This window comes from Nisaea nitritireducens (genome assembly GCF_014904795.1).
Classification (GTDB): Bacteria; Pseudomonadota; Alphaproteobacteria; order Thalassobaculales; family Thalassobaculaceae; genus Nisaea; species Nisaea nitritireducens.
In genome coordinates, this window is record NZ_JACZFS010000065.1 from 1 (window position 1) to 21,019 (window position 21,019).

General features: G+C 59.1%; 19 protein-coding genes. 10 read left to right on the plus strand and 9 right to left on the minus strand.

The genetic code is table 11. The features are described 5' to 3' along the window. Nucleotides 1–1,161 (minus strand): pyridoxal phosphate-dependent aminotransferase (locus IG629_RS20140; RefSeq protein WP_193173710.1); only part of this gene is annotated, 1,161 nt, incomplete at its 3' end. A gap of 178 nt (nt 1,162–1,339) precedes the next feature. Between IG629_RS20140 and IG629_RS20145 the strand changes: the two genes are divergently transcribed. From IG629_RS20145 to glpK, 7 genes are all read left to right on the plus strand, one after another. Beyond that, nucleotides 1,340–2,422, plus strand: coding sequence for a class I SAM-dependent methyltransferase (locus tag IG629_RS20145; protein ID WP_193173711.1), 1,083 nt, complete (start codon nt 1,340–1,342; stop codon nt 2,420–2,422). Between the two features lie 134 nt (nt 2,423–2,556). Next, a complete protein-coding gene (locus tag IG629_RS20150) occupies nt 2,557–3,036 on the plus strand; it encodes a hypothetical protein (protein WP_193173712.1) in 480 nt (159 codons plus the stop codon). Between the two features lie 73 nt (nt 3,037–3,109). Further along, on the plus strand, nt 3,110–4,372 hold the full coding sequence (locus IG629_RS20155) for an MFS transporter (RefSeq protein ID WP_193173713.1): 1,263 nt from the start codon (nt 3,110–3,112) through the stop codon (nt 4,370–4,372). Continuing rightward, nucleotides 4,362–5,219 (plus strand): metallophosphoesterase family protein, encoded by an 858-nt coding sequence (locus IG629_RS20160; protein ID WP_028467754.1) that lies wholly within the window; start codon nt 4,362–4,364, stop codon nt 5,217–5,219. The genes IG629_RS20155 and IG629_RS20160 overlap by 11 nt, the downstream gene beginning before the upstream one ends. Before the next feature lie 57 nt (nt 5,220–5,276). Further along, on the plus strand, nt 5,277–5,501 hold the full coding sequence (locus IG629_RS20165) for a hypothetical protein (protein WP_193173714.1): 225 nt from the start codon (nt 5,277–5,279) through the stop codon (nt 5,499–5,501). Nucleotides 5,502–5,679: 178 nt separating this feature from the next. Then, the gene (ppa, locus tag IG629_RS20170; RefSeq protein ID WP_028467756.1) at nt 5,680–6,213 is read left to right on the plus strand and encodes an inorganic diphosphatase; all 534 of its coding nucleotides are present in this window, start codon (nt 5,680–5,682) and stop codon (nt 6,211–6,213) included. A 156-nt stretch (nt 6,214–6,369) separates the two neighbouring features. Continuing rightward, entirely contained in the window at nt 6,370–7,881 is a 1,512-nt protein-coding gene (gene glpK / locus IG629_RS20175) for a glycerol kinase GlpK (protein ID WP_193173715.1), read from the plus strand. A 31-nt stretch (nt 7,882–7,912) separates the two neighbouring features. Here the strand turns inward: glpK and IG629_RS22915 are convergent, their stop codons facing one another. The 4 genes from IG629_RS22915 to IG629_RS20190 form a co-directional block, all read right to left on the minus strand. Further along, nucleotides 7,913–8,185 carry a GGDEF domain-containing protein gene (locus tag IG629_RS22915; protein ID WP_264299844.1) on the minus strand — a complete coding sequence of 91 codons (273 nt, stop codon included), beginning with the start codon at nt 8,183–8,185 and terminating at the stop codon, nt 7,913–7,915. 40 nt (nt 8,186–8,225) lie between these two features. After that, nucleotides 8,226–8,927 (minus strand): sensor domain-containing diguanylate cyclase, encoded by a 702-nt coding sequence (locus tag IG629_RS20180; protein ID WP_319025140.1) that lies wholly within the window; start codon nt 8,925–8,927, stop codon nt 8,226–8,228. 373 nt (nt 8,928–9,300) lie between these two features. Further along, nucleotides 9,301–11,751, minus strand: coding sequence for an ATP-binding protein (locus IG629_RS20185; protein ID WP_193173716.1), 2,451 nt, complete (start codon nt 11,749–11,751; stop codon nt 9,301–9,303). Between the two features lie 8 nt (nt 11,752–11,759). Next, a complete protein-coding gene (locus tag IG629_RS20190; RefSeq protein ID WP_193173717.1) occupies nt 11,760–12,398 on the minus strand; it encodes a histidine phosphatase family protein in 639 nt (212 codons plus the stop codon). 96 nt (nt 12,399–12,494) lie between these two features. Here IG629_RS20190 and IG629_RS20195 point away from each other — a divergent pair, with 96 nt between their 5' ends. Both IG629_RS20195 and IG629_RS20200 read left to right on the plus strand, forming a co-directional pair. Further along, on the plus strand, nt 12,495–12,758 hold the full coding sequence (locus IG629_RS20195) for a hypothetical protein (RefSeq protein ID WP_226886980.1): 264 nt from the start codon (nt 12,495–12,497) through the stop codon (nt 12,756–12,758). Then, nucleotides 12,755–13,396, plus strand: coding sequence for a DUF2238 domain-containing protein (locus IG629_RS20200; RefSeq protein WP_193173718.1), 642 nt, complete (start codon nt 12,755–12,757; stop codon nt 13,394–13,396). The genes IG629_RS20195 and IG629_RS20200 overlap by 4 nt, the downstream gene beginning before the upstream one ends. Here the strand turns inward: IG629_RS20200 and IG629_RS20205 are convergent. Continuing rightward, entirely contained in the window at nt 13,353–15,881 is a 2,529-nt protein-coding gene (locus IG629_RS20205; protein WP_193173719.1) for an ATP-binding protein, read from the minus strand. The two genes, IG629_RS20200 and IG629_RS20205, sit on opposite strands and share 44 nt — an antisense overlap. A 590-nt stretch (nt 15,882–16,471) precedes the next feature. On the opposite strand from IG629_RS20205, the gene IG629_RS20210 reads away from it, so the two are divergent. Continuing rightward, nucleotides 16,472–17,590, plus strand: coding sequence for a GGDEF domain-containing protein (locus IG629_RS20210; RefSeq protein ID WP_193173720.1), 1,119 nt, complete (start codon nt 16,472–16,474; stop codon nt 17,588–17,590). Here IG629_RS20210 and IG629_RS20215 read toward each other — a convergent pair. Genes IG629_RS20215 through IG629_RS20225 form a run of 3 tightly spaced genes read right to left on the minus strand, consistent with a single transcriptional unit; the run spans nt 17,581 to nt 20,954 of the window. Further along, a complete protein-coding gene (locus IG629_RS20215) occupies nt 17,581–20,316 on the minus strand; it encodes a sensor histidine kinase (RefSeq protein WP_193173721.1) in 2,736 nt (911 codons plus the stop codon). The genes IG629_RS20210 and IG629_RS20215 overlap by 10 nt on opposite strands. After that, complete coding sequence (locus tag IG629_RS20220; protein ID WP_193173722.1) at nt 20,316–20,579, minus strand: hypothetical protein; 264 nt, start codon at nt 20,577–20,579, stop codon at nt 20,316–20,318. Before IG629_RS20220 ends, IG629_RS20215 begins: the two co-directional genes overlap by 1 nt. Before the next feature lie 3 nt (nt 20,580–20,582). Next, nucleotides 20,583–20,954: a response regulator transcription factor gene (locus IG629_RS20225; RefSeq protein ID WP_193173723.1), complete on the minus strand. Its 372-nt coding sequence runs from the start codon at nt 20,952–20,954 to the stop codon at nt 20,583–20,585. Nucleotides 20,955–21,019: the final 65 nt, after the last annotated feature.

The following is a 21,019-nucleotide window of genomic DNA, read 5'->3' on the forward strand; positions in this document are numbered from 1 at the left end:
GTCTTCGAGGATCGTATCGGACGTCGCATAGGAGATCCGGAAATGCGGGCTGAGGCCGAAAGCCTCGCCATGCACGGCCGCGACGCCTTCCGCTTCCAGCAGGTAGGTACAGAAATCTTCGTCATTCTCGATGGTCTTGCCGTCGGGCGTCTTCTTGCCGATGACGCCGGCGCAGGACGGATAGACGTAGAAGGCGCCGTCCGGGGTCGGGCAGTTCAGGCCGCTGGCCTGGTTCAGCATGGAGACCACGAGATCGCGGCGGGCCTGGAAGGCCTTGTTGTTCTCGGCGATGAAATCCTGCGGGCCGTCGAGCGCGGCGATCGAGGCTGCCTGGCTGATCGAGGACGGGTTCGAGGTCGACTGGGACTGGATCTTGCGGATCGCTGTGATCAGCTCGACCGGGCCGGCCGCGAAGCCGATGCGCCAACCGGTCATGCAGAAGGCCTTGGACATGCCGTTGACGGTCAGTGTCCGGTCGTACAGGCCGGGCTCTATTTCCGCCGGGGTGCAGAACTTGAAATCGTCGTAGACGAGCTTCTCGTACATGTCGTCGGTCATGACATAGACGTGCGGGTGCTTCATCAGCACGTCCGTGACCTTCTTCATGTCTTCCTTCGTGTAGCCGGCGCCGGACGGGTTCGACGGGCTGTTCAGGATGATCCATTTGGTCTTCGGCGTGATCGCCTTTTCCAGATCTTCCGGCTGCAGCTTGAAGTCCATCTCCTGCGGGCATGGGACGATAACCGGCTCGCCCTCGGCGAGCAGTACCATGTCCGGGTAGGAGACCCAGTAGGGCGCCGGAATGATGACTTCGTCGCCCGGGTTGAGCGTGGCCATCAGCGCGTTATAGAGCACCTGCTTGCCGCCGGTGCCGACGGTGATCTGGTTGCGCGCATAGTCGAGATTGCTGTCGCGCTTGAACTTGCGGCAGATCGCGTCCTTCAGCTCGGGCGTACCATCCGGATCCGTGTAGCGGGTGTCGCCGCGCTTCATCGCGTCGATGGCGGCTTCGATGATGTGGGCCGGGGTATCGAAATCCGGCTCGCCGGCGGAGAGGCCGATGACGTCGCCGCCCGCGGCCTGCAGTTCACGCGCCTTGGCGCTGATGGCGATGGTGGGGGACGGCTTGATCCGGCCGAGACGGTCAGCGATGAAGCTCATTATTTCCTCGGAAAGGCTGGCTGATAAGACGGAAGGCAGAGCCTACGCCTTCACTTGTCGAGGATCAATATTATGATGTGCGCAACACTTGTTTGGTTTGGGTGCGATGGCATGATGCGAGGAGGCGAAAAATCTGAATTGCTACGTCAAATATTTTTTTATTGAGAGGTTTTATTGTATGGATAAAAAAAATAAGAATAAATATCGAGAGTATTATTCTCAGTATTTTTCAAAAGAGACTTTTCTCAGTCCTAAAAAAGAAAAATTCCATTCAAATCTTCAATATCTTCAGGATATTGGCCTCGCTGATAGAAAGAGTTTTGAATCGCGTCGGATTATGGAAATTGGCGCCGGAAAAGGGCGTCTGACATTTAATCTTTGGAAATCAGAATTACTTGAAGATGTTGTGCGCTACGATGTCGTCGAGCCCTCGGATGGTATCTACGCGATCAAGGAGTTTCTTCAGCTGCCTGCTGCACATTTCTCAAAAAGCGACCTTGTTCAGATCGTGCAGGAACATCCGCCCGGTTCGGTCGACTTGCTGATATTGCATGGTGTTATTCCACATGTGAGCATCCCGAGTCTTCGCGAGATAGTTCAGCAAGTATCGAGACTTATCAGTGCCAATGGAGAAATTCACGTCACCTCTAGCTTTTTCGGGATGAAAAAGGCCGGGTCGCGCGCGCTGATGGCGTTTTCCGATATGACGCCTGGTGGTGAGACGGTGGCGGCTTTTTTGCACGCCGGGCTGCAGTGGGCCATGACAGGGTGTCGCATCGGCTGTGTTTATGATTTCTATCAACGGCATTTTTTTCATTCATTCCGGTCCGGATTTCGCGACCGTTACTTGCACTTCAACGAGATAATGTCCGTACGGCCTTACAACATGGATTGGGGATATGCCAATCATGCGGATGCCCTTCGGGATGCGGGGTTTTCTGTTCATTCCTGCTTTCCCCACTCTATGAGTTTGCGCGCCGCGCGTACCGATCACGGAATGATGTTTCCGCCCAGAATCAATGGTGAAGACTGCAATGTTGTGATCTTGGGAAATGATTGGTTGGGGAAGTGGGTGGCTGCGAATCTCGGTATTGCGCCCGAACATTGCATCAATGGGGTAGAGCAATTGGCCGGCGCTGACGTGGTTATCGCTGCTTATGACTACACTAAAGGTCCTTCTTATGCGGAGACGGTTCGAAGCTTGGAAGCTCGAGGGTACAAATTCGGTGAAACGTGTTTCATCTATCAAATGTTCTTCTAAACAGATCAGAAATAGGCTCGATTTTCGAAAAACTCTGGACATGCAAAGTGCCGACGGGAGATTCTCCCGAAATCTGGAAAAACCGGCAAGAAATTCATCGTAATTTAAAGAGTTTAGAGTGTAAGAACAGCGCTATGGACCCGATACGCAGATCAGAACATGCAATACCCCGCGCTGGCACACTCGACCGCGATGTCTGGGCGCGCGATCTCGCCCGCTCCATGTGCGAAAAGGTTCCCGATGTCGAGGAGCTGGAGATGCGCCGGCTGGAGCAGTTCCTCTGCGGCCTGATGCATTATCTGTTGGGCAAGGTGCACGATCGGCCTGAATTCCGGCGCGAGGAAGCGGTCTGGCGCGGAAAGCACGGCTTGCTGCCGCTGATGGGCGGGATGATGGACCGGTACCGGAACATGCCCCGCAAGCCCGGCACGGAGCCGGTGCGGCAATGGCTGAATGACATGGCCGACGAAGCGACCAGCTCGAAATACAACCCCGTCTGCATCCAGGCGTTCCGCCTCCTGGCACGGCTTGAGCATGACGATCTCGAGAACATGCTGCACAACGCGTCTTGCGTGGTGCTCCTCTCGCTCGGTCAGGAAATTCCCGCGGATTGATTCCGAAGTCGGGAGCATTCCATTCCCGTTCTAAGTATTTTCCAAGCCCGGGACATTGGACTACAAACAGATCATGTCCCTCACAACATCCGTGGCTCGCTTTTGTCAGGCGTTCCGCAATCGCGATTACGCCATTTATTGCGCCGGCAGCTCCCTGACCGTCATCGGTCTGTGGATGCAGCGGATTGCCGTCGGCTGGGTCGCCTGGGAGCTGACCGAGAGCCCAACCTGGCTCGGCATCATTGCGTTCGCCGAGCTCTTCCCTGTGGTCATCCTGAGCCCGCTTGCCGGTACTCTGGCGGACCGGCTTGACCGGCTGTGGATTGCCAGGGTCGCGCAATGTCTCAACATGGTCCAGGCCACGGCACTGACGGTTTTGACGCTGTCCGGTGCGCTGACAATCTGGTGGCTGTTCTCACTGGCGCTGTTCACCGGGATCGTTGTCTCGTTCTGGCAGCCGGCCCGGATGGCGATGATCCCCAATCTGGTCCGGCGTGAGGATATGGCCTCGGCGGTGGCGATCAATTCGGTGATCTTCAACGCGGCCCGCTTTATCGGCCCGGCGATCGCCGGTGTGGTTATCGTGGGCTATGGCGCGGGCTACGCCTTCCTCGCGAACGCGATCAGTTATCTGCCTTTCATCGCGGCATTGTGGATCATCCAGCCGAATATGAACGGGCGGAAGCCGAAGCATGGTGCAGGCATTTTGGCGCAGATGGCCGATGGATACCGTTACGCCCTGACCCATCCCGGCATCGGCCCGATGCTGATCCTGATGCTGATCACCTGCATCGCCATGCGTCCGGTGTTCGAATTGTTGCCGGGCTTTGCCGCCGAGATTTTCGGCCGCGGTGCCGAGGGGCTCTCCATGATGGCGACGGCCACCGGGATTGGCGCGGTGATCGGGGGACTCTATCTCGGTCAGCGCAACGGCCTTGAAGGTCTGGTACAGCTTTCCCTCGTGAGTGTGGTGGCGATGATCGCGGCGCTGCTGGTGTTCAGTCTGACATCGAATTTCTGGGTGGCACTGATTGCGCTGGCCGTTGCCGGTGGCGCGATGGTCACACACGGGGCCGGGTCGCAGACCCTGATCCAGGCGGCGGTCGACGAGGATATGCGTGGCCGGGTGGTTGCGCTTTACGGCATGCTGTTCCGGGGTGGTCCGGCGATCGGTGCCCTGGGCATGGGCTGGGTCTCGGAGTGGGCCGGGTTGCAATGGCCGCTTGTGGCCGGTTGCGCCATTGCGTGCCTTGCGCTGCTCTGGATGACCGGACGCCGGATGGCCATCCGGGATGCCATGGAGGCACGGCGTGGAGAAGTCGAGAGTGACGGCTGAATCCGAAAATACCCGGCTCTGGGCCATTTCCGATCTCCATCTCGCCTCCGAGGTGAACAGGAACGCGCTTGCCGAGATTCCCGATCATGGTGCGGATTGGCTGATCCTGGCGGGAGATGTCGCCGAGCGCGAGGAAGTGTTTGTCGATGCGGTGACCTTTCTGGGCAAACGGTTCGGAAAGCTGATCTGGGTGCCGGGAAATCACGATCTCTGGACCGATCAGCGGCCCGGCGGGGTGGCCCGGCGCGGCGATGAGCGCTACCGGCATCTTGTCGAGTTGGCCCGCGCGGCTGGCGTGGTCACACCGGAAGACCCCTATCCAAGATGGCCGATGGATCTTGATGGAGAGCCGGTCTTCATAGCGCCGCTTTTCCTGCTCTATGACTATAGCTTCCGCCCGGAGGATGTTCTGCTCGCCGACCTGAAAGACTGGGTGCGGGAGAAACACGCGGTGCCGGTGGATGAAGTCCTGCTCGATCCCGAACCTTTCGCGGATCGCCCGGCTTGGTGCGCTGCCCGTTGTGCTGAAACCGAGGCCCGTCTGTCGGCTTTGCCCGAGGGCGCGCGGACCGTGCTGGTGAACCACTGGCCCTTGCGCGAGGATCTGATCCGGATACCGCGGGTTCCGCGATTTGTGCCCTGGTGCGGCACCCGGATCACGCATGATTGGCACCGCAGGTTCCGCGCTATCGACGTCGTCACCGGGCATCTGCATACCCGCAGGACCGACATGGTCGACGACACCCGTTTCCATGAGGTCTCCCTCGGCTATCCAAGACAATGGGATCAGTCGCGCGGGATTGGGGATTATCTCCGCGACGTGACCCCCGGAAATGCAAGGGGTTGAATTCGTTCGCCGGCATGCGAGGATGGAAAAGATTCACCGGCGAGGGGGAGCTGACCTATGCGTACTGTTGATCTGACCTTGGAATTCGAAGCGGCCGAGAGCCTTCTGCAGATTTTGAACGAGGGAAGGGTTTCCGGCGACATGCGCGATCATCTCGCCAGGTTGGTTGAGGATGCCATCCGCGCAGCTTCGGCAGCTGAACCCGAGACCGAACCGCGCTATGTCGGAGAACATGGGGAGCATAACCCCAACACGCTTGGGAAACCGGGCGGTATCAAATAGCCAAGCGCCTTATTTCCGGGTTTTCTCCATAGCTGCGTCCATTCGACACTTGACCTTCGCGCCGCATTGCCGCAAATGCTGCGCCGCAAAAGTTTTCTGTCGCCAATCCGATAAAAGGCGGGAATACCGTGTGCGGGGATCTGCTCGCTAGGTGTCCCGTGCGAATGGAGCAAGACCCTTGGACGTAAGTAAGATCTCGACTGGCCCCAATCCGCCGCACGAAGTACATGCCGTTATTGAAATTCCGCAGGGCGGCGTTCCGGTGAAGTACGAGCTGGACAAGGATTCCGGCGCGATGATGGTCGACCGGTTCCTGCACACCGCCATGTTCTACCCGGCGAACTACGGTTTCATTCCGAACACCCTCTCCGACGATGGCGATCCTGCCGACATCCTCGTCATTACCGGTTCCGGCGTTGTTCCGGGTGCTGTCATCCCGTGCCGTCCGATCGGGGTCGTGCATCTGGAAGACGAAGCCGGCATGGACGAGAAGATCATCGCAGTGCCTGTCGAAAAGCTGCATCCCTATTATGCCGGGGTGAAAAGCTATCGTGACCTGCCGGAAATTCTGATCCAGCAGATCGTCCACTTCTTCGAGCACTACAAGGATCTCGAACAGGACAAGTGGGTGAAATTTATCGAGATGGGTGACGCCGAGTCGGCCCGGACCACGATCCTGGAAGCGATGGAGCGGGCGAAAGACGCGAAGTAACGCGCCGCCCTCTGAAAAAGCGATCTGAATGCAGCCGCGCCGTCCCATGAGGGGCGGCGCGGTTTTGTTTGTGCTGGCAACCGCCCGCTGCGACGGGCTATTGAATCTTCTCGGCGCCCGATGCGTCGCGGGCAGCACGGCCCGAGGGAGGATCAGATGAACACAGCCGCAAAGGCTGGCAACGACCGGCTTATTCTTGCACTCGATCAGGGAACCACCTCGAGCCGCGCTATCGTGTTCGATGCGAACACACGCGTGGCTGCGGTCGCGCAGCAGGAGTTTCCCCAACATTTCCCGCAGTCCGGCTGGGTCGAGCACGACCCGGAGGATCTCTGGCGGACCACGGTAGAGACCGCGCGGGAGGCGATCGCGAAGGTCGGCGGCGCGGAGCGGATAGCGGCGATCGGCATCACCAACCAGCGCGAGACCACGGTGGTCTGGGACCGGCGTACCGGCAAGGCCATCGCCAATGCCATCGTCTGGCAGGACCGGCGCACCGCACCATTCTGTGCGCGCCTGAAAGAGGCGGGCCATGAGCCGCTTTTCACGGCAAGGACGGGCCTTTTGCTGGACCCCTATTTCAGCGGCACCAAGATCGCCTGGATTCTCGATAATGTGGAGGGCGCGCGGGCGCTTGCGGATGCAGGGCATCTGGCTTTCGGCACGGTGGATAGCTGGCTGATCTGGCGGCTGACCGGCGGCAAAGTGCATGCGACGGACGCAACCAATGCCTCGCGCACGCTGATCTATGACATCAACAAGGGCGCTTGGGACGCGGAGCTGCTGGCTATCCTCGGGGTGCCGGCTTCCATGCTCCCGGAGGTGAAGGACTCATCGGCGGATTACGGGGTGACGGACGCGGACCTGTTCGGCGCGCCAATCCCGATCTCCGGTGTGGCAGGGGACCAGCAGGCGGCGACCGTGGGACAGGCCTGCTTCGAGCTCGGCATGATGAAATCGACCTACGGGACCGGCTGTTTCGCATTGTTGAACACAGGCAGCAAACCGGTGCAGTCGACCAACCGGTTGCTGACCACCATCGCTTACCAGCTTGGCGGCAAGCCAACCTATGCTCTGGAAGGCTCGATCTTCGTGGCGGGCGCCGCCGTGCAATGGCTGCGGGACGGGCTCGGTATGATTTCGGATGCGTCCGAAAGTGCGGGGCTGGCGGAGCGAGCGGACATGGCGCACCGGGTCTATCTCGTGCCGGCCTTCACCGGTCTTGGCGCGCCTTACTGGGACGCGGAAGCGCGCGGCGCGCTCTACGGGCTGACACGAGCCTCCGGGCCCGCCGATTTCGCGCGGGCTGCTCTGGAAAGCGTCGGCTACCAGACACGCGACCTGCTGGGAGCCATGCGCAGTGACTGGAGTGCCGAAGGCGGAGATACCGTGCTCAGGGTCGATGGAGGCATGGTGGCTTCTGACTGGACCATGCAGTTTCTCGCCGACATTCTCGGGGCTCCGGTCGACCGGCCGGTGGTGGCGGAGACAACGGCGCTCGGCGCCGCCTATCTCGCCGGCCTGAGGCACGATTATTATCCGTCACCGGCGAGGATGGCCGAACAGTGGGCCCGGGAGCGCCGCTTTGAGCCGGCCATGGGGGCGGACGCCCGTGACCGGCTTTACGCCGGCTGGCGCGATGCGGTGCGGCGCACTGTATCCGGTTGAACGATGCTGCAGGTGTTCGGGTGGGGGGCGATCAGTCTCCGGACACGTCCGTTTTGCTGTCAGCTCCGAAGCTGTCCTTGGCTGCTATGGCCACCCGGTTGCGCCCGGCCGCTTTGGCGGAGAACAGCGCGGCATCTGCCCGTGCGATGAGAGATTTCAGGGAATCTTGTTCACGAAAAGAGGCCAGACCGGCGCTGGTCGTCACGCGAAGCGTGTGATCCCCGATTGCGACGGGCGTGGTTTCAAGAGCGTTCCGGCAGCGTTCTGCGACACGCTCCGCAAGATCAAAATCGGTTTCGGGCATCAACAACGCGAATTCCTCTCCGCCGATCCGGCCGAAAAGGTCAAGGGTCTCTGGATTCAGATGTGCACAGGGCTGCAAATGTTCTGATGACCTCGTCGCCCGCAGGGTGACAGAAGCTATCGTTCACTTCCTTGAAGCGGTCCAGATCAAACAAGGCGAGCGCCAGTGGCCGGTTGTAGCGTTTGGCACGTTCCAACTCCCGGCCGGCGCCTTCCATCCAGGCGCCACGTGACATGGCGCCACTGAGATGGTCGCTCGAAGCAATCTGTCTGAGTTCCAGTTCGCCGACGACAATTTTTGCAAATTGGTCGAGTATCGAGACCTCGAATGGTGTGAACAGTCGCGGCTTGGTGTCGATCGCACAAAGGCTGCCGATATTATATCCGTCCGGGGTTCTCAGGGGGATTCCCGCATAGCTGCGAATATGAGGCTCGCCGGTCACCAGCGGGTTTTCGGAAAAGCGCGGATCGGATGTTGCATCTTGGATGACGAGCGGGTTCCGATCTTTGATGGCCTGGGCGCAGAAGGATACATCACGGGGCGTTTCGCTCATTTCGATGCCGCGTTTCGCCTTGAACCATTGGCGCTGGTGTTCGACAAGAGAGATTGCGCACATGGGGACGTTCAGAATATTCTGGACGAGGTTGACGACATGCTCGAACGCATCTTCTTCGCTGGTTTCGAGGATCTGATAGCGTTGCAGCGCGAGCAACCGACCCTCTTCGTCTCGCAATTTGTCCACATTATCCAAGCAGGGACTCCTCATCCGCTGGGGTGGGAACAGTCAAGACAGCGGCTCTGCCCGCTATGACGACGGAAGTGTTGCTGCGCCCACCGGCATAATCTGCGTTTGCCCTGTACGGGCTGACTGCAATTCGATTCGGAACGTCTGTTTGAAATCGAGACAATGTGATGGTCCTCGGTGCGTAGAACGGAACCTAATCCGGTGAATCAATATTCATCCAAATGATAGCGAATGGCGTTTCGCCGAATCTTCAGGTGAAATCTCTGGCATCGGGGCCGATCAATCTTGAACAGGACAGTTGATTTCACGTTAGCAACCTTTCGAGTGTATTGTGGCTGGAATATGCGCGAAGTGAGCGCGCACGGCAGTCTCAAGGCAGAATAACCTCGATCTCCGTGCCTTCTCCGGGCTTGCTCCGACAATTGATCTTTCCGCCCAGGCGCTGTGTCGCCAGATTGAACACGATATGCATCCCGAGTCCGGTGCCGCCGTTGGCGCGCCGGGTAGTGAAGAATGGGTCGAATATCTGGGCGCGGGTCTTCTCGTCCATTCCCTTGCCGAAATCTCGAACGAGAATCCGGTCGGCTCCGTTGCTTAGTCTCTGGACTTCTATTTCGATTTCACCGCCGTTCGAATCGTAAGCGTGAATTCCAGCGTTCATGATGAGATTGGTCAGGATCTGCGCGATAGCGCCAGGGTAGGTAAGCCGGTGAAGGTTTTCGGACGGCTCCGCGAATCTGACTGTGAGACCCCGCCGCCTGGTCTCGGCAGACAGGCTTTGGATCGTACTGTCAATATACGTGCCCAGTTCGATCTCCCGGGCGTCATCAGCGGTCTGGTCCACAGCGACCAGCTTGAAGTTCTTGATGAGATCGGCGGCCCGATTGAGGTTTCGCTCCACGATCTCGAGCCCGTTGCCGATATTTGAAAGGCGATCAACGGCGAGTTCGCGGGTTAAACGGCTTTCCGGACTCCGGATCTCTCTGTCGAACTCCCGGGCGATATCCGCCACGTGGCTCGCGGCAGTGACACAGATCCCAAGCGGCGTGTTCACTTCGTGCGCGACACCGGCGACGAGCGCGCCAAGGGCTGCCATTTTCTCCTGACGCACCAACTCGTTCTGTGCGCTTTTCAGATCCGTGATGTCTGTATTGGTCACAATGCATCCGACATCGTCGACAAAGCGGCGCTCTACCTTGTGATAGGATCCGTCGGGCAAAATGTCCTCGAACACATTGCTTTCCCGTCGTTCGAGAAGGGCGGTCCGTTCGGAGAGAATTTTCTCCAACTTCTTCGGGTCGCGTTGCTGGTTCCGTTTGCTGGTGTGAATGTGCTTCAGAATCTCGATATAGGGCGTACCTGGAGTACAGATCCGGTCCGGAAACTTGTGCGCCTTCCTTATCCAGGTGTTGGTGAGGCGCACGCGATTTTCAGTATCGAGCAAAATCATGCCTATGGGCGCGTAATTAACAACGGCTTCCAGCGTCTTCCGTTCGGTTTCAAGTGCTTCCTCGGTCTGGCGACGGACGACGACCTCGCGCTGTAGTTCCTCCGTGCGTTCCGACACCATCCGCTCGAGTTCGGCGGTCATATTCTCCCTGAGTTTGTCCGCCTCGATTTTCTCGCTGATGTCGCGGACCATAAATTGAGCGATCTCGATTTGATCGGGGCCCTCGAAAGCTGTCACCGTGAGTTCCGTCGGAAATTCGGTGCCATTCAGCTTTCTGCCGCGCCACTGGACGACCTGCGGGGTTCCTTTCCGGGCTTCGTCGAAAATCGCATTCAAGTTTTTTACGGTTGTTTCCTGCGTGCCGTGAACGCTGCCCGAGAGCGTTCCGAGAGGGGTGCCCAGGACTTGTGCTGCCTCGACGCCGAACATTTCCTCGGCCTTCTTGTTCAGAGCGGTGTATCTGCGGTTCGCAAAGACGAAAATCGCGTCTCCGGCACTGTCGAAAAGATCTCTGTACTGGGTCTCGCTTCGTTCTCGTTCCGAAACCTCTTGCCGAAGCTGATCCAGAATACTTTCGAAATAGGAAATCGCGCGTCCCAGCTCGCCAATCTCGTCGGTCCGGTTTTGGTCCGGAAGGAAATTGGACGGCTGGCCTTTCGCCAGGTTGCCCAGGGCCGTTATGGCGTCGATCAGGTCCCGCGACATCAGGCGGTTTATGAACCACGAGACCAGCAGGGAAAGCGGAACGCAGAATGCCAGACCGGCGAGGAGAGTCTGTGTCAGGCGCCGGTCGAGCGCGGCGTAAGCTTCTGAGGCGTCCGAATTGTCCTGCAAGTTCACATTCATCAACTCGCCCAGGTCATGGAAGACCTCTTCGTACTGTCTGTTCGTCCGGCTCATCTGCTCCGCGTAGCGCGCCATATTCACCGAGGTCATCAGAACCGCTGAGATGTAGTTCTGACGGAATGTCTCGAAATTCTGTCCGAATTGCCTAAAGAGGCGACCATCAAGACTTTGCGCATCCAGTGTGCCCTGAATACTTTCCAACTCCTTCTTGATGTCGTGCAGCCGGTTTATGTGAGGACGTGCAAGATCGTAGAGTTCGCCCTCTTCAAGCTCGCCGGCGCGGCCGAGGATGCTCTGCATCTCTAGATGGACGGCGGCAACGCGTTCGCCGAGCGATGTTACTTTATCAAGCCGGGAAATGGCGGACATCTGAAGCTGGGCCAGGTCCCGCCGCTTTTCGCTATTGCTCTGGAGAACCGTGATCAAGAGACCGGCGAAGATCAGCACGGTGATGATCGGGGCAACAAAAACCCAGGTCTTGAGCCCCAGCCGAAACCGCCGGCCTGGCCGTTTCTCTGATGTCACGGGAAATCCTATTGTTGACTGGCCGTGAGTGGCCAGCTGTCGGGGTGGATGGCGGCGCGGTAACGGAAGGCACCGGCCCCGTCCGGTTCAAAAACAACGGTAACGCCCTCGGGCTTAGGCCAGACGCCCGACGCTTCGCGAAGATTGGCAGTGTGACCTGCGATGACTGTATTTGTGCCGTCAGCGGGGACCTCGGCCAGCAGGGCGCGCAGAACTGTGGTTTGCCGCTCTGTGTTCTCGTCTCCGGACCCGAGCGAGAACTTGAGATCGTCAATCAGCTCTGCCTTGCCGAAGGCAAGGATCGCCGTGTTCCTGGCGCGGCAGTACGGACTGGCAACGATTTTCGCAACTGGAATACCGAGCTTTCTAAGGGCGTCGCCGATCCGGCGTGACTGATCGCGGCCGAGTTCGGATAGGGGGCGCTGGGTTGTGCAGTTGTCCAGGTTATCGCGATCGGTGTCCTCGACGTCGTGGTCCGTAGCGGCGTGCCGGATGTAGAGAATGAATCCGCCACCACGCAGCTCATCTACAAGATCGCTCGAGATCGCTAAATGGCTTGTCTGCGAAGCATCTCCGTCAGAAGAGGCGAGTGCTGCCTGCCAGGGAAACCCGAGCATTAGAATCGTCAGAAAGATACGTGAAAGCATCAGGACAACTCCGATTGATTTCCGATCTGAGTGTCAATTTTTATTCAAATTAGTCACGAAAGGGTTAATTGAGGGCATATTCCGGGTTCCGGGGACTTGGTCAGGCGCATTCGTGCCGCAGGCTTTGTTCACGCTGTGCATGAAAGCGTCGGCTATCAGACCCGCGATCTGCTGGAAGCCAAGCGCAGTGAGTGCAGTGCCGACGGAGGGGATTTTGTTCTGCGGGTCGATGCGGGCATGGTGGCTTCCGACTGGACCATGCAGTTTCTCGCCGACATTCTCGCTGCTCCGGCCGATCACGCCGCCGCGATGCGGTGCGGCGGACGGTTACGGCGTGAACGGGGCGGGATAAAGGCATGAGTTTGGGTAGGGAAAGCATCGACGCAAAAGGCCGGGACAAACCCCTGTTGGTAACAACCTTCCTGGTCGCCCTGATATGCCTGTGGTCCTTCCTCGACGCCCGCGATCCGCTGATCTGGTGGATGGAAGCGCTTCCGGTGCTGCTGGTCTACCCGCTGCTTTGGGCAGTGCGGGGACGGTTCAGGACGACGGCGCTGCTCAATATCCTGATCGCAGTGCATGCAGTGATCCTGCTGGTCGGCGCTCATTACACCTATGCCGAGGTGCCGCTGTTCGACTGGGTGCGCGATGCTTTCGGATTTGAGCGCAATCACTATGACCGTGTCGGGCATCTGGCGCAGGGTTTCGTCCCGGCCATTGCCATCCGCGAGTTGCTGATCCGGACCTCGCCGCTCCGGCCAGGCTACTGGCTGTTTGCGATCGTGCTCTTCTCTGTTCTTGGTGTCAGTGCAAGTTACGAGCTGATCGAATGGCTCGCGGCGGTACTGGTCGGTGCCGATGCCGATGCCTTCCTCGCGACCCAGGGAGACCCCTGGGATACTCAGGCGGACATGGCTCTGGCGGGATCGGGGGCTCTATTGGCGCAGATCGTCTTCAGGCGGCTGCATGACCGCCAATTGACGCGGCTGCCGGAGTAGCAGGCGTAGCTGAGGATTCGTCCGCCGGGGTTTGTGGCAGGATTATCTCGAATTCCGTGCCTTCGCCGGGTGTGCTCTTGCAATGGATCCGGCCGCCGAGCCGCTGGGTGACAAGATTGAAGACGATGTGCATGCCGAGCCCGGTTCCGCCGTTGGCGCGTTTTGTCGTGAAGAACGGATCGAAAATCTGCGCCTGCGTCTCCTTGTCCATGCCCTTGCCGAAATCCCGAACAATGATCCGGTCCGATCCGTCACTCAGCCGCTCGACTTCCAGCCGGATATCGCCGCCATGGTTTTCATAGGCGTGGATGCCCACGTTCATGACGAGATTGGTCACGACCTGCACCAACGCGCCGGGGAATGTGCGCCGGGTCAGCTTCTCTTCCGGGCGCACAAGGTCGATATTGAGTTTCTTCCGCTTCGTTTCGGCGATCAGGCTCTGCAGGGTGTCCTGGATATACTCGCCTAGTTCGATTTCCCGTTCGTCGTTCGCCGTCTGATCCACGGCGACAAGTTTGAAGCTCTTGATCAAGTCGGCCGCGCGGGCGAGATTCTTTTCGATGATGCCGAGTCCCTCGCCCGTCTGAGTGAGCTTTTCAACGGCCAGTTTGCGTGTCAGGCCGCCTGTGGGGCTCTGGACCTGTTCGCTGAACTCACGGACGATCGACGAGACATGTGACGACGCTGTCACGCATATTCCGAGCGGTGTGTTCACCTCGTGGGCGACCCCGGCGACCAACCCCCCGAGCGCGGCCATTTTCTCCTGGCGAACAAGATCGTTCTGCACGTTCTTGAGATCGGTGATGTCTGTGAAGGTGATGATATACCCAACACCGTCGATGAACCGACGATCAACCTTATGGACGCTGCCGTCGGGCAGGCGATCCTCGAACACGCTGTTTTCCTGGGCTTCAAGATTGGCGATCCGGGATGCGAGCATGTCGTCCTTGGCCCGGCCCTTGAAATCCCCTTCTGGCTTTGCGTTGAAAATGTGACGCAAAACGCCCTGATAGGGCATACCCGGGGCGGAGATCGCATCGGGAATTCCATGGACCCGCTTGACCCACGAATTCATGCGGACAATCCGGGCATCGATATCGAGAAGCGCCATGCCGAGCGGGGCATATTCGACTGTGGCCTCGAGCGTCCGGCGCTCTGCCTCGAGCGCCTCTTCGGTTTCCCGTCTTGCCGCAACCTCCCGCTGGAGCTCCTCGGTACGTTCGGAGACCATGCGTTCCAGCTCGACGGTCATGTTTTCCTTGAGACGTTCGGCCTCCTTGCGGCTGGTGATGTCCCGGATGATCATTTGCACGATATTCTTGCCGTCGGGGCCGGCAAAAGCCGCGACCGTGCATTCCGTTGGAAAGGCCGTGCCATCCAGTCGACAGTTGCTCCATTCGAACCTCTGCGGCTCACCGCGGAGCGCCGCGCTCATCTTCTCTTTGAATATTCTGGCGAGATCTTCTTGATTGTAGCTTGCCGGGTCGGCAAATGCTCCGAGTTCGTAGTTTTGGATCTCCGACGCCTTGAAGCCGAACATCCTTTCTGCCTGTTTGTTGGCGCTTACATATTTGCCGTCTTCCATCACGAGGATCGCGTCGCCGGCGCTGTCAAACAGGTTGCGAAGCTGGGCTTCATTTCTCTCCCGTTCCGAGATCTCACTCGTCAGGAGATCGAGAATACCGTCGAAAAATGCGATGGCGCGGGCCAATGCGCCGAGTTCGTCCTTGCGCGACTTGTCGATTCCGATGTTTGACGGCTTGCCGTTGGCAACGTTGGACAGGGCTCCGATCGCGCTTCTCAGATCCCCGGAGATCCGTGTCGAGATCACCCAGCCCATGATGACTGAAATCAGTACGGCCAGAGCAAGCCCGCCAATCAGCGATCGTGTGATCTGCCTGTTATGCTCCTCGGTCGCGATAGAGGCGTCCTCGTTCATGCGCAGGGTAAGGCTGGATATCTGATCCAGCTGGCGAACCACGGTGAGGTAGAGCCTGTTGATCTTGCGCATCTCGCCGTCGAAGCGCGAGAAATCGACGGAAGTCGACACGATCGCCGACACATACTGTTTTCTGAGCTGTTCGAATTTCGTTAGCAGGCTTGTCGCCGAAGCAGATATTTCAGGATCTGCGATAATCGTCTCGCGCGTTATCCGGATATCCTGTCTGATCTCGTGGAGGCGACGCATCGTTGGTCGGGCAAGGTCATAGAATTCTACTTTTTCGACCTCGTGAGCTTTCCCCATTGCTTCCAGCATCGCCAGGTGAACTTCGGTTATCTGCTCTCCGATTCCAGAAATCTGTCGGGCCCACAAGAGCGTCGAGGATTGCCTCTCCCTGAGTTCGTCGCGCTGTTCTTTAGTGCCATTGAGTACCGCAATGAAAAGCCCGGTAAAGATTGCAATGGTGAGGAGTGGCGTGAACAAGAACCAAGCCCGCATTCCGGGGCGGAGGCCAATTCGTGGGGTGGCGAAGGTGAGTGCCATGGAGCCTCCTCTACGATTGATTCACGGGCAACGAGGCAATAACCGATAGCCTGAAGGTCCGACTGCGAGAGCCTGAAAGGCATGCACCTAAAAAACGCGGGCAACTGCGATAGCAGCCTCTGTCGTCCTTGGTGCAATTTCGCGCGGTCCGTTCGAACATCGATATTGCCTCAGTTCGTTATGCGTCCCGCGCATCATTCTGTGAGAATGGTCACGAATTCGTTAATACGTATTGCATTTTAAATAAATACATATGAAGGGGTGCTTCTCATGTGTGAGATGCGCTGACGATCGCAGGTGACCATCAGTATGCCCGCGAGTGCCGTCGGGGAAATGGTGAAGGGTTTCGTTCCGGCCATGGTCATTCTGGAGTTCCCGCCCCGGACGTCGCAGATCCGCGTCAGTCGCAAGCTCGGCGCGACCCTGTAGCCGTTGATTTTTGTGTTAGATTTTCTTCTAAAATACTTAGAAATTGTCTGGTTTAGCTGCTTGAGCTAGTTTGCCGGGACGACTAACAGATTGCGGTGCGGGACCTCGAGAGCGATCATTCGCAAGGCATTCCGATTGCGCGTGATGCGCGGAGAGTACCCATGAGTGACAGCGTCCACGCCGGTGACGAGGACGGCTCCAGATATGGCCGTGAATACTTCTCCTATGTGCGTGGTCTTTTCCTTGCGACCTCCTTTATCAGTATCTTTGAGCTGTACCTGAATTTCGACTGGTTCCTGAGCGTGCCCCTCTGGCTGCAGGTCGCCAGGATTATGATAACGGTGATTGTCGTCGGGTACTGGCTGTGTATGCCCCGCTTCGACCCGATGCCCCGCCACGCCTTCCGGGTCGGCATTCTGTTTTTCCTGATGAGGTCTCTGACGCTGTCCTATGCGTTGGAGCCGTATAATGTCGCGTTCTTCTATACAGTCGCTTTGATTGCCCTGATGACGCTCGCGTCTAACAGGTATGAGGTCTGGGCGGCCATGCTGATCGGTGCAGTGTCGCTCCTGATCGCGCGCAGTGGGCAATTTCCGGATCGGGCCTATTTGGGCCTTGCCCTGGTCACGATTTTTGCCGGGTATTTCGGTTTGTCCTTTTTGCGCTTCCGGGAACGGCTTTTCGAACTCCTGTCCCAACTGAAAGACCAGACCAGGACGGATCAGCTGACCGGCCTGAAGAACCGCCGTGCTCTGCAGGACGATATTGAAAACGGCTTTCAGCTGCTCGAGAGCGAGGGCACGGCCTTCAGTCTTCTGCTTATCGATGTCGACCATTTCAAACGGGTGAACGACATCCATGGACACGCGGCCGGGGACGAGATCCTGAAGACATTGGCGCGGGAGATCCGTCACGATGTCCGAGATATGGCCGATGCCGATGCTGGAGCTGGCACTGTGTACCGGTTCGGCGGCGAGGAATTCGTGGTGATCCTGCCTGGCACGAGCGTCGACGGTGCAAGTATCGTGGCGGAGCGGTTGCGCAGTCGCATCGATGCAAAGCAGTTTGATGCGATCCCCCAGGAGACCCTCATCCCTGTTGGCGGCGTGACGATCTCCGTCGGCATTGCGGGAGCAGAGGCGGGGTCGGGTTGGAGCGAAGTTTACAGCGCTGCCGATCTGGCTCTCTACAGGGCGAAGGATCTGGGGCGGAACCGTGTTGAGCGCGCAGATCGCCCGACACCGTTTCCTGCCAGCCCTGAACTGGTGTTTCAGGCCTGACCGGCTTCGGGTTCCTGTGGCTGTGGTTGCGCCCGTTTCACCGGCAGGGTGATGCGGAAGCATGTTCCGATCCGCCGGTCGTCGATCAAGGCGAGGGTGCCGCCGAGCCGCTTCATGATTTCCTTGCTGATGGCAAGGCCGAGGCCGATCCCGCCGGTTGAGGATTGAGCCGCGCCGCGCTGGAATTTCTCGAATATGAACGGTCGCAGATGGCTCGGTATGCCGGGGCCATTATCGGAAATCTCGATCTCGTATTGCTCATCCGTCAGCTTGCCGGTTATCCGTATCTCGGGCTTGGCGGAGGTGTTGTGCTTGATGGCGTTGGTCAGGATGTTGATCACCACCTGCTGCAGGCGATCCGGGTCCGCGTCAACCAACGCCGAGGGAAGTGGTTGGTCCAGAAGGATTTCGCTGCCGGTGGATTGCGCCAGCCCGCGGCATGATTCGATGGCCCGAACCAGCGGCACCGCTGCGTCGAGCTCATGCAGGTTCCAGGAAGCCTCGCCCCGATCCATCAGGTTCATATCCAGGATCTCGTCCAATAGCCGGGTCAGGCGCAGACTTTCCTCATGGATGATGGAGAGAAAATGCTGGCCTTGCGGGCTCGACAGGTCGCGGGTTTCCAGCAGGATTTCCGAGAAGGAGCGGATCGAGGTCATCGGCGTCCGGACCTCGTGACTGACCTGGCTCAGAAAATCGTCCTTCTGCGCATCCAGCAGGGTGAGGCGCTGGTTGGCGCGGCGGAGTTCGCGCGCCGTCGCTTCAAGCTCAAGCGACTTCTTCTCCACCTCTTGGCTGTATTCCATCAGCTGTGCGGTTTCATCGGCGATACGCATCAGCTCATCGAGGCTGATGGTCTCGCCGCTGACGATACGGGAGATCATGGCGCGCGCGGAGGCGGCTCCGATGGACCCGGCCAGGCGGCGCTCCAGATGCGCGATGAAGGCATCGGTCGGTTGCGGGAAGTCACTCTCCAGCCCTTGCCCCTCGGCGAATTCGCGGAACACGCGCTGGGCTTCGGTTGACCCGAGAATGCGCTGGGCCAGAATGAACAGATCCTCGGCCGAGGCGGAGCGCTGGATGAAGCGATGCTCGTCGCCCGCCGGCGTGCGAAACACATCGACGAACAGCGTGCCCTGAAGGCGTTCAAGCGGTTTCGGCTCGAACAGCAGGGAGCCGCCGATGAAGAGAACAGTATTGGTGGCGAGGCTCCAGAACAGGGCATGGACCAGCGGGTCCTGGCCGGTCAGCCCGAACAGGGCCTGCGGGCGGAACAGCTCTATGCCCCAGGGGCCGTGCTCGATGGTACTGGCCGAGAGCAGCAGGTCGCCCTCGAAGCTCGGCAGGAACAGGGTGTAGCCCCAGAGCAGGAAGCCGGCCAGCAGACCGAGCTTGGCGCCGCTGGCGGTGGCCCGTTTCCAGTAGATGCCGCCGAGCAGGGAAGGCAGGAACTGGGCGACACCGGCAAAAGCGATCAGACCGATGGCAGCCAGCGCGTCCGACTTGCCGCTGAGGCGGAAGTAGAGATAGCCGAGCAGCAGGATGAAGCCGATGCTGATGCGCCGACTGATCAGCAGCAGGCGGCGGACATCGCCGCTGCGCTCGATCGACGTCCACGGTGTGCGGAGCGCGATCGGCATGACGATATGGTTCGAGATCATGGTCGACAGCGCGATGGAGGCGACGATGACCATCGATGTCGCCGAAGAAAATCCGCCGAGGAAAGCCAGCAGCACCAGGAAATCCTGATCGACCGACATCGGCAGGGTGAGCACGAACATGTCTGGATTGGAGCCTTCGGGCAGCACGGTCAGGCCGCCAATGGCAATCGGCAGCACGAACAGGCTCATCAGCAGCAGGTAGGCCGGGAACAGCCACGAGGCCATGCGAAGCTGATCCTCGCCGGTATTCTCCACCACGGTGACCTGGAACTGGCGCGGAAGGCAGATGATGGCAATGGCGGACAGGAAGGTGAGGGCGACCCAGCGGGCGTCGAACATATCGTCGGTCTGCAGGATGCGGGCAGCATCCCGGCTGAAGATGTCGGCGGGCCCGTCCGCCAGGGCAAAGACGACAAACAACCCGACGGCGATCAGCGCGAAGAGCTTGACCAGCGCTTCAAGCGCGATGGCGGCGACGACGCCGTGATGGCGCTCGTTCGCGTCGATTGTCCGGGTGCCGAAAATGATGGTGAAAAGCGCCATGCCGGCGGCGATCCAGAAGGCCATTTCGTTGGCTGGGTCGCTGCTTGGTGGGTTTGCAAGAGTGCCCGGATCGGAGGCGACGATCACCTGGATGCTTGTGGTCACGGCCTTCAGCTGCAGGGCGATATAAGGGGTGGTTCCGATCACTGCGATCAGGGTCACCAGAACGGCGAGGCTGGTGCTCTTGCCGTAGCGCGAGGAGATCAGGTCGGCGATGGAGGTGATCCGGTGCATATGGCCGATCCGGACCAGCTTGCGCAACAGGAACCACCAGCCGATGAAAACCAGCGTCGGGCCCAGATAGATGGTGGCGAACTCAAGCCCGTTGCGGACTGCCGAGCCGACCGCGCCATAAAAGGTCCAGGAGGTGCAATAGACCGAGATCGAGAGAGTGTAGACGACCGGCGACTGGATCCAGGACGCCTTGCCGGAGCGCGCCTGACGGTCGCCCAGGAAAGCGACCATGAAAAGCAGCGCCACATAGGCAAGCGAGGTGACGAAAATCAGGTTCGGGGAAAGCATCAGCGCCCCGGTGAGGAGGTGTCAGGCGGTACGGCCGCGTGCGGTTCCGGGTCATTGAGCCTGTGTGAAAACCAGAAGGCGATCGCGATCAGCGCGGACCAGAGCCCGAAGATATAAGCAACGATCAGCGGGATGCCGAACAGGCTCGTCTGCGCCGTGAACAAGTTGATGACCGGCGGGAGCAGCAGGAATAAACCGGCGACCGGGAGCAGGAAGGCGGCGTCTCGGAACTTGGCCGCTGTACTGGGTGAGGCGGGGCGCATCGGCTAAAGTCCGGCCAGCCTGCGGACCTGATCGACGACATCCTTGTTCGAGAACGGCTTTGTCACGAATGCGTTTGCGCCGATTTCCTCCGCCGTCTTGCGGTCCTTTTCCTGGCCTTTCGCCGTCAGGACGATAACCGGAAGGTCTCGGGTGCGCGGAGACGCGCGGAGCTGCCGCAGGATGTCGAACCCGTTGCGGTGCGGCAGCATGATGTCGAGGATCACCACGTCAGGCAATGAGCCGGCGTTGAGCTGTTCCAGAGCAGAGTTTCCGTCGAGCGCACTGGTCACTTCCCACCCCTCGCGTCCCAGCAGGAAGCTCAGGGACTCGAGAATGTTCGGCTCGTCCTCCGCAATAAAGACGCGTTTCGTCACGCCGTTTCCCCCAATAGCCGTGTTGGTAGTCCGACTGTTTTTTCAATGCCGGTTGATTCGAGTGT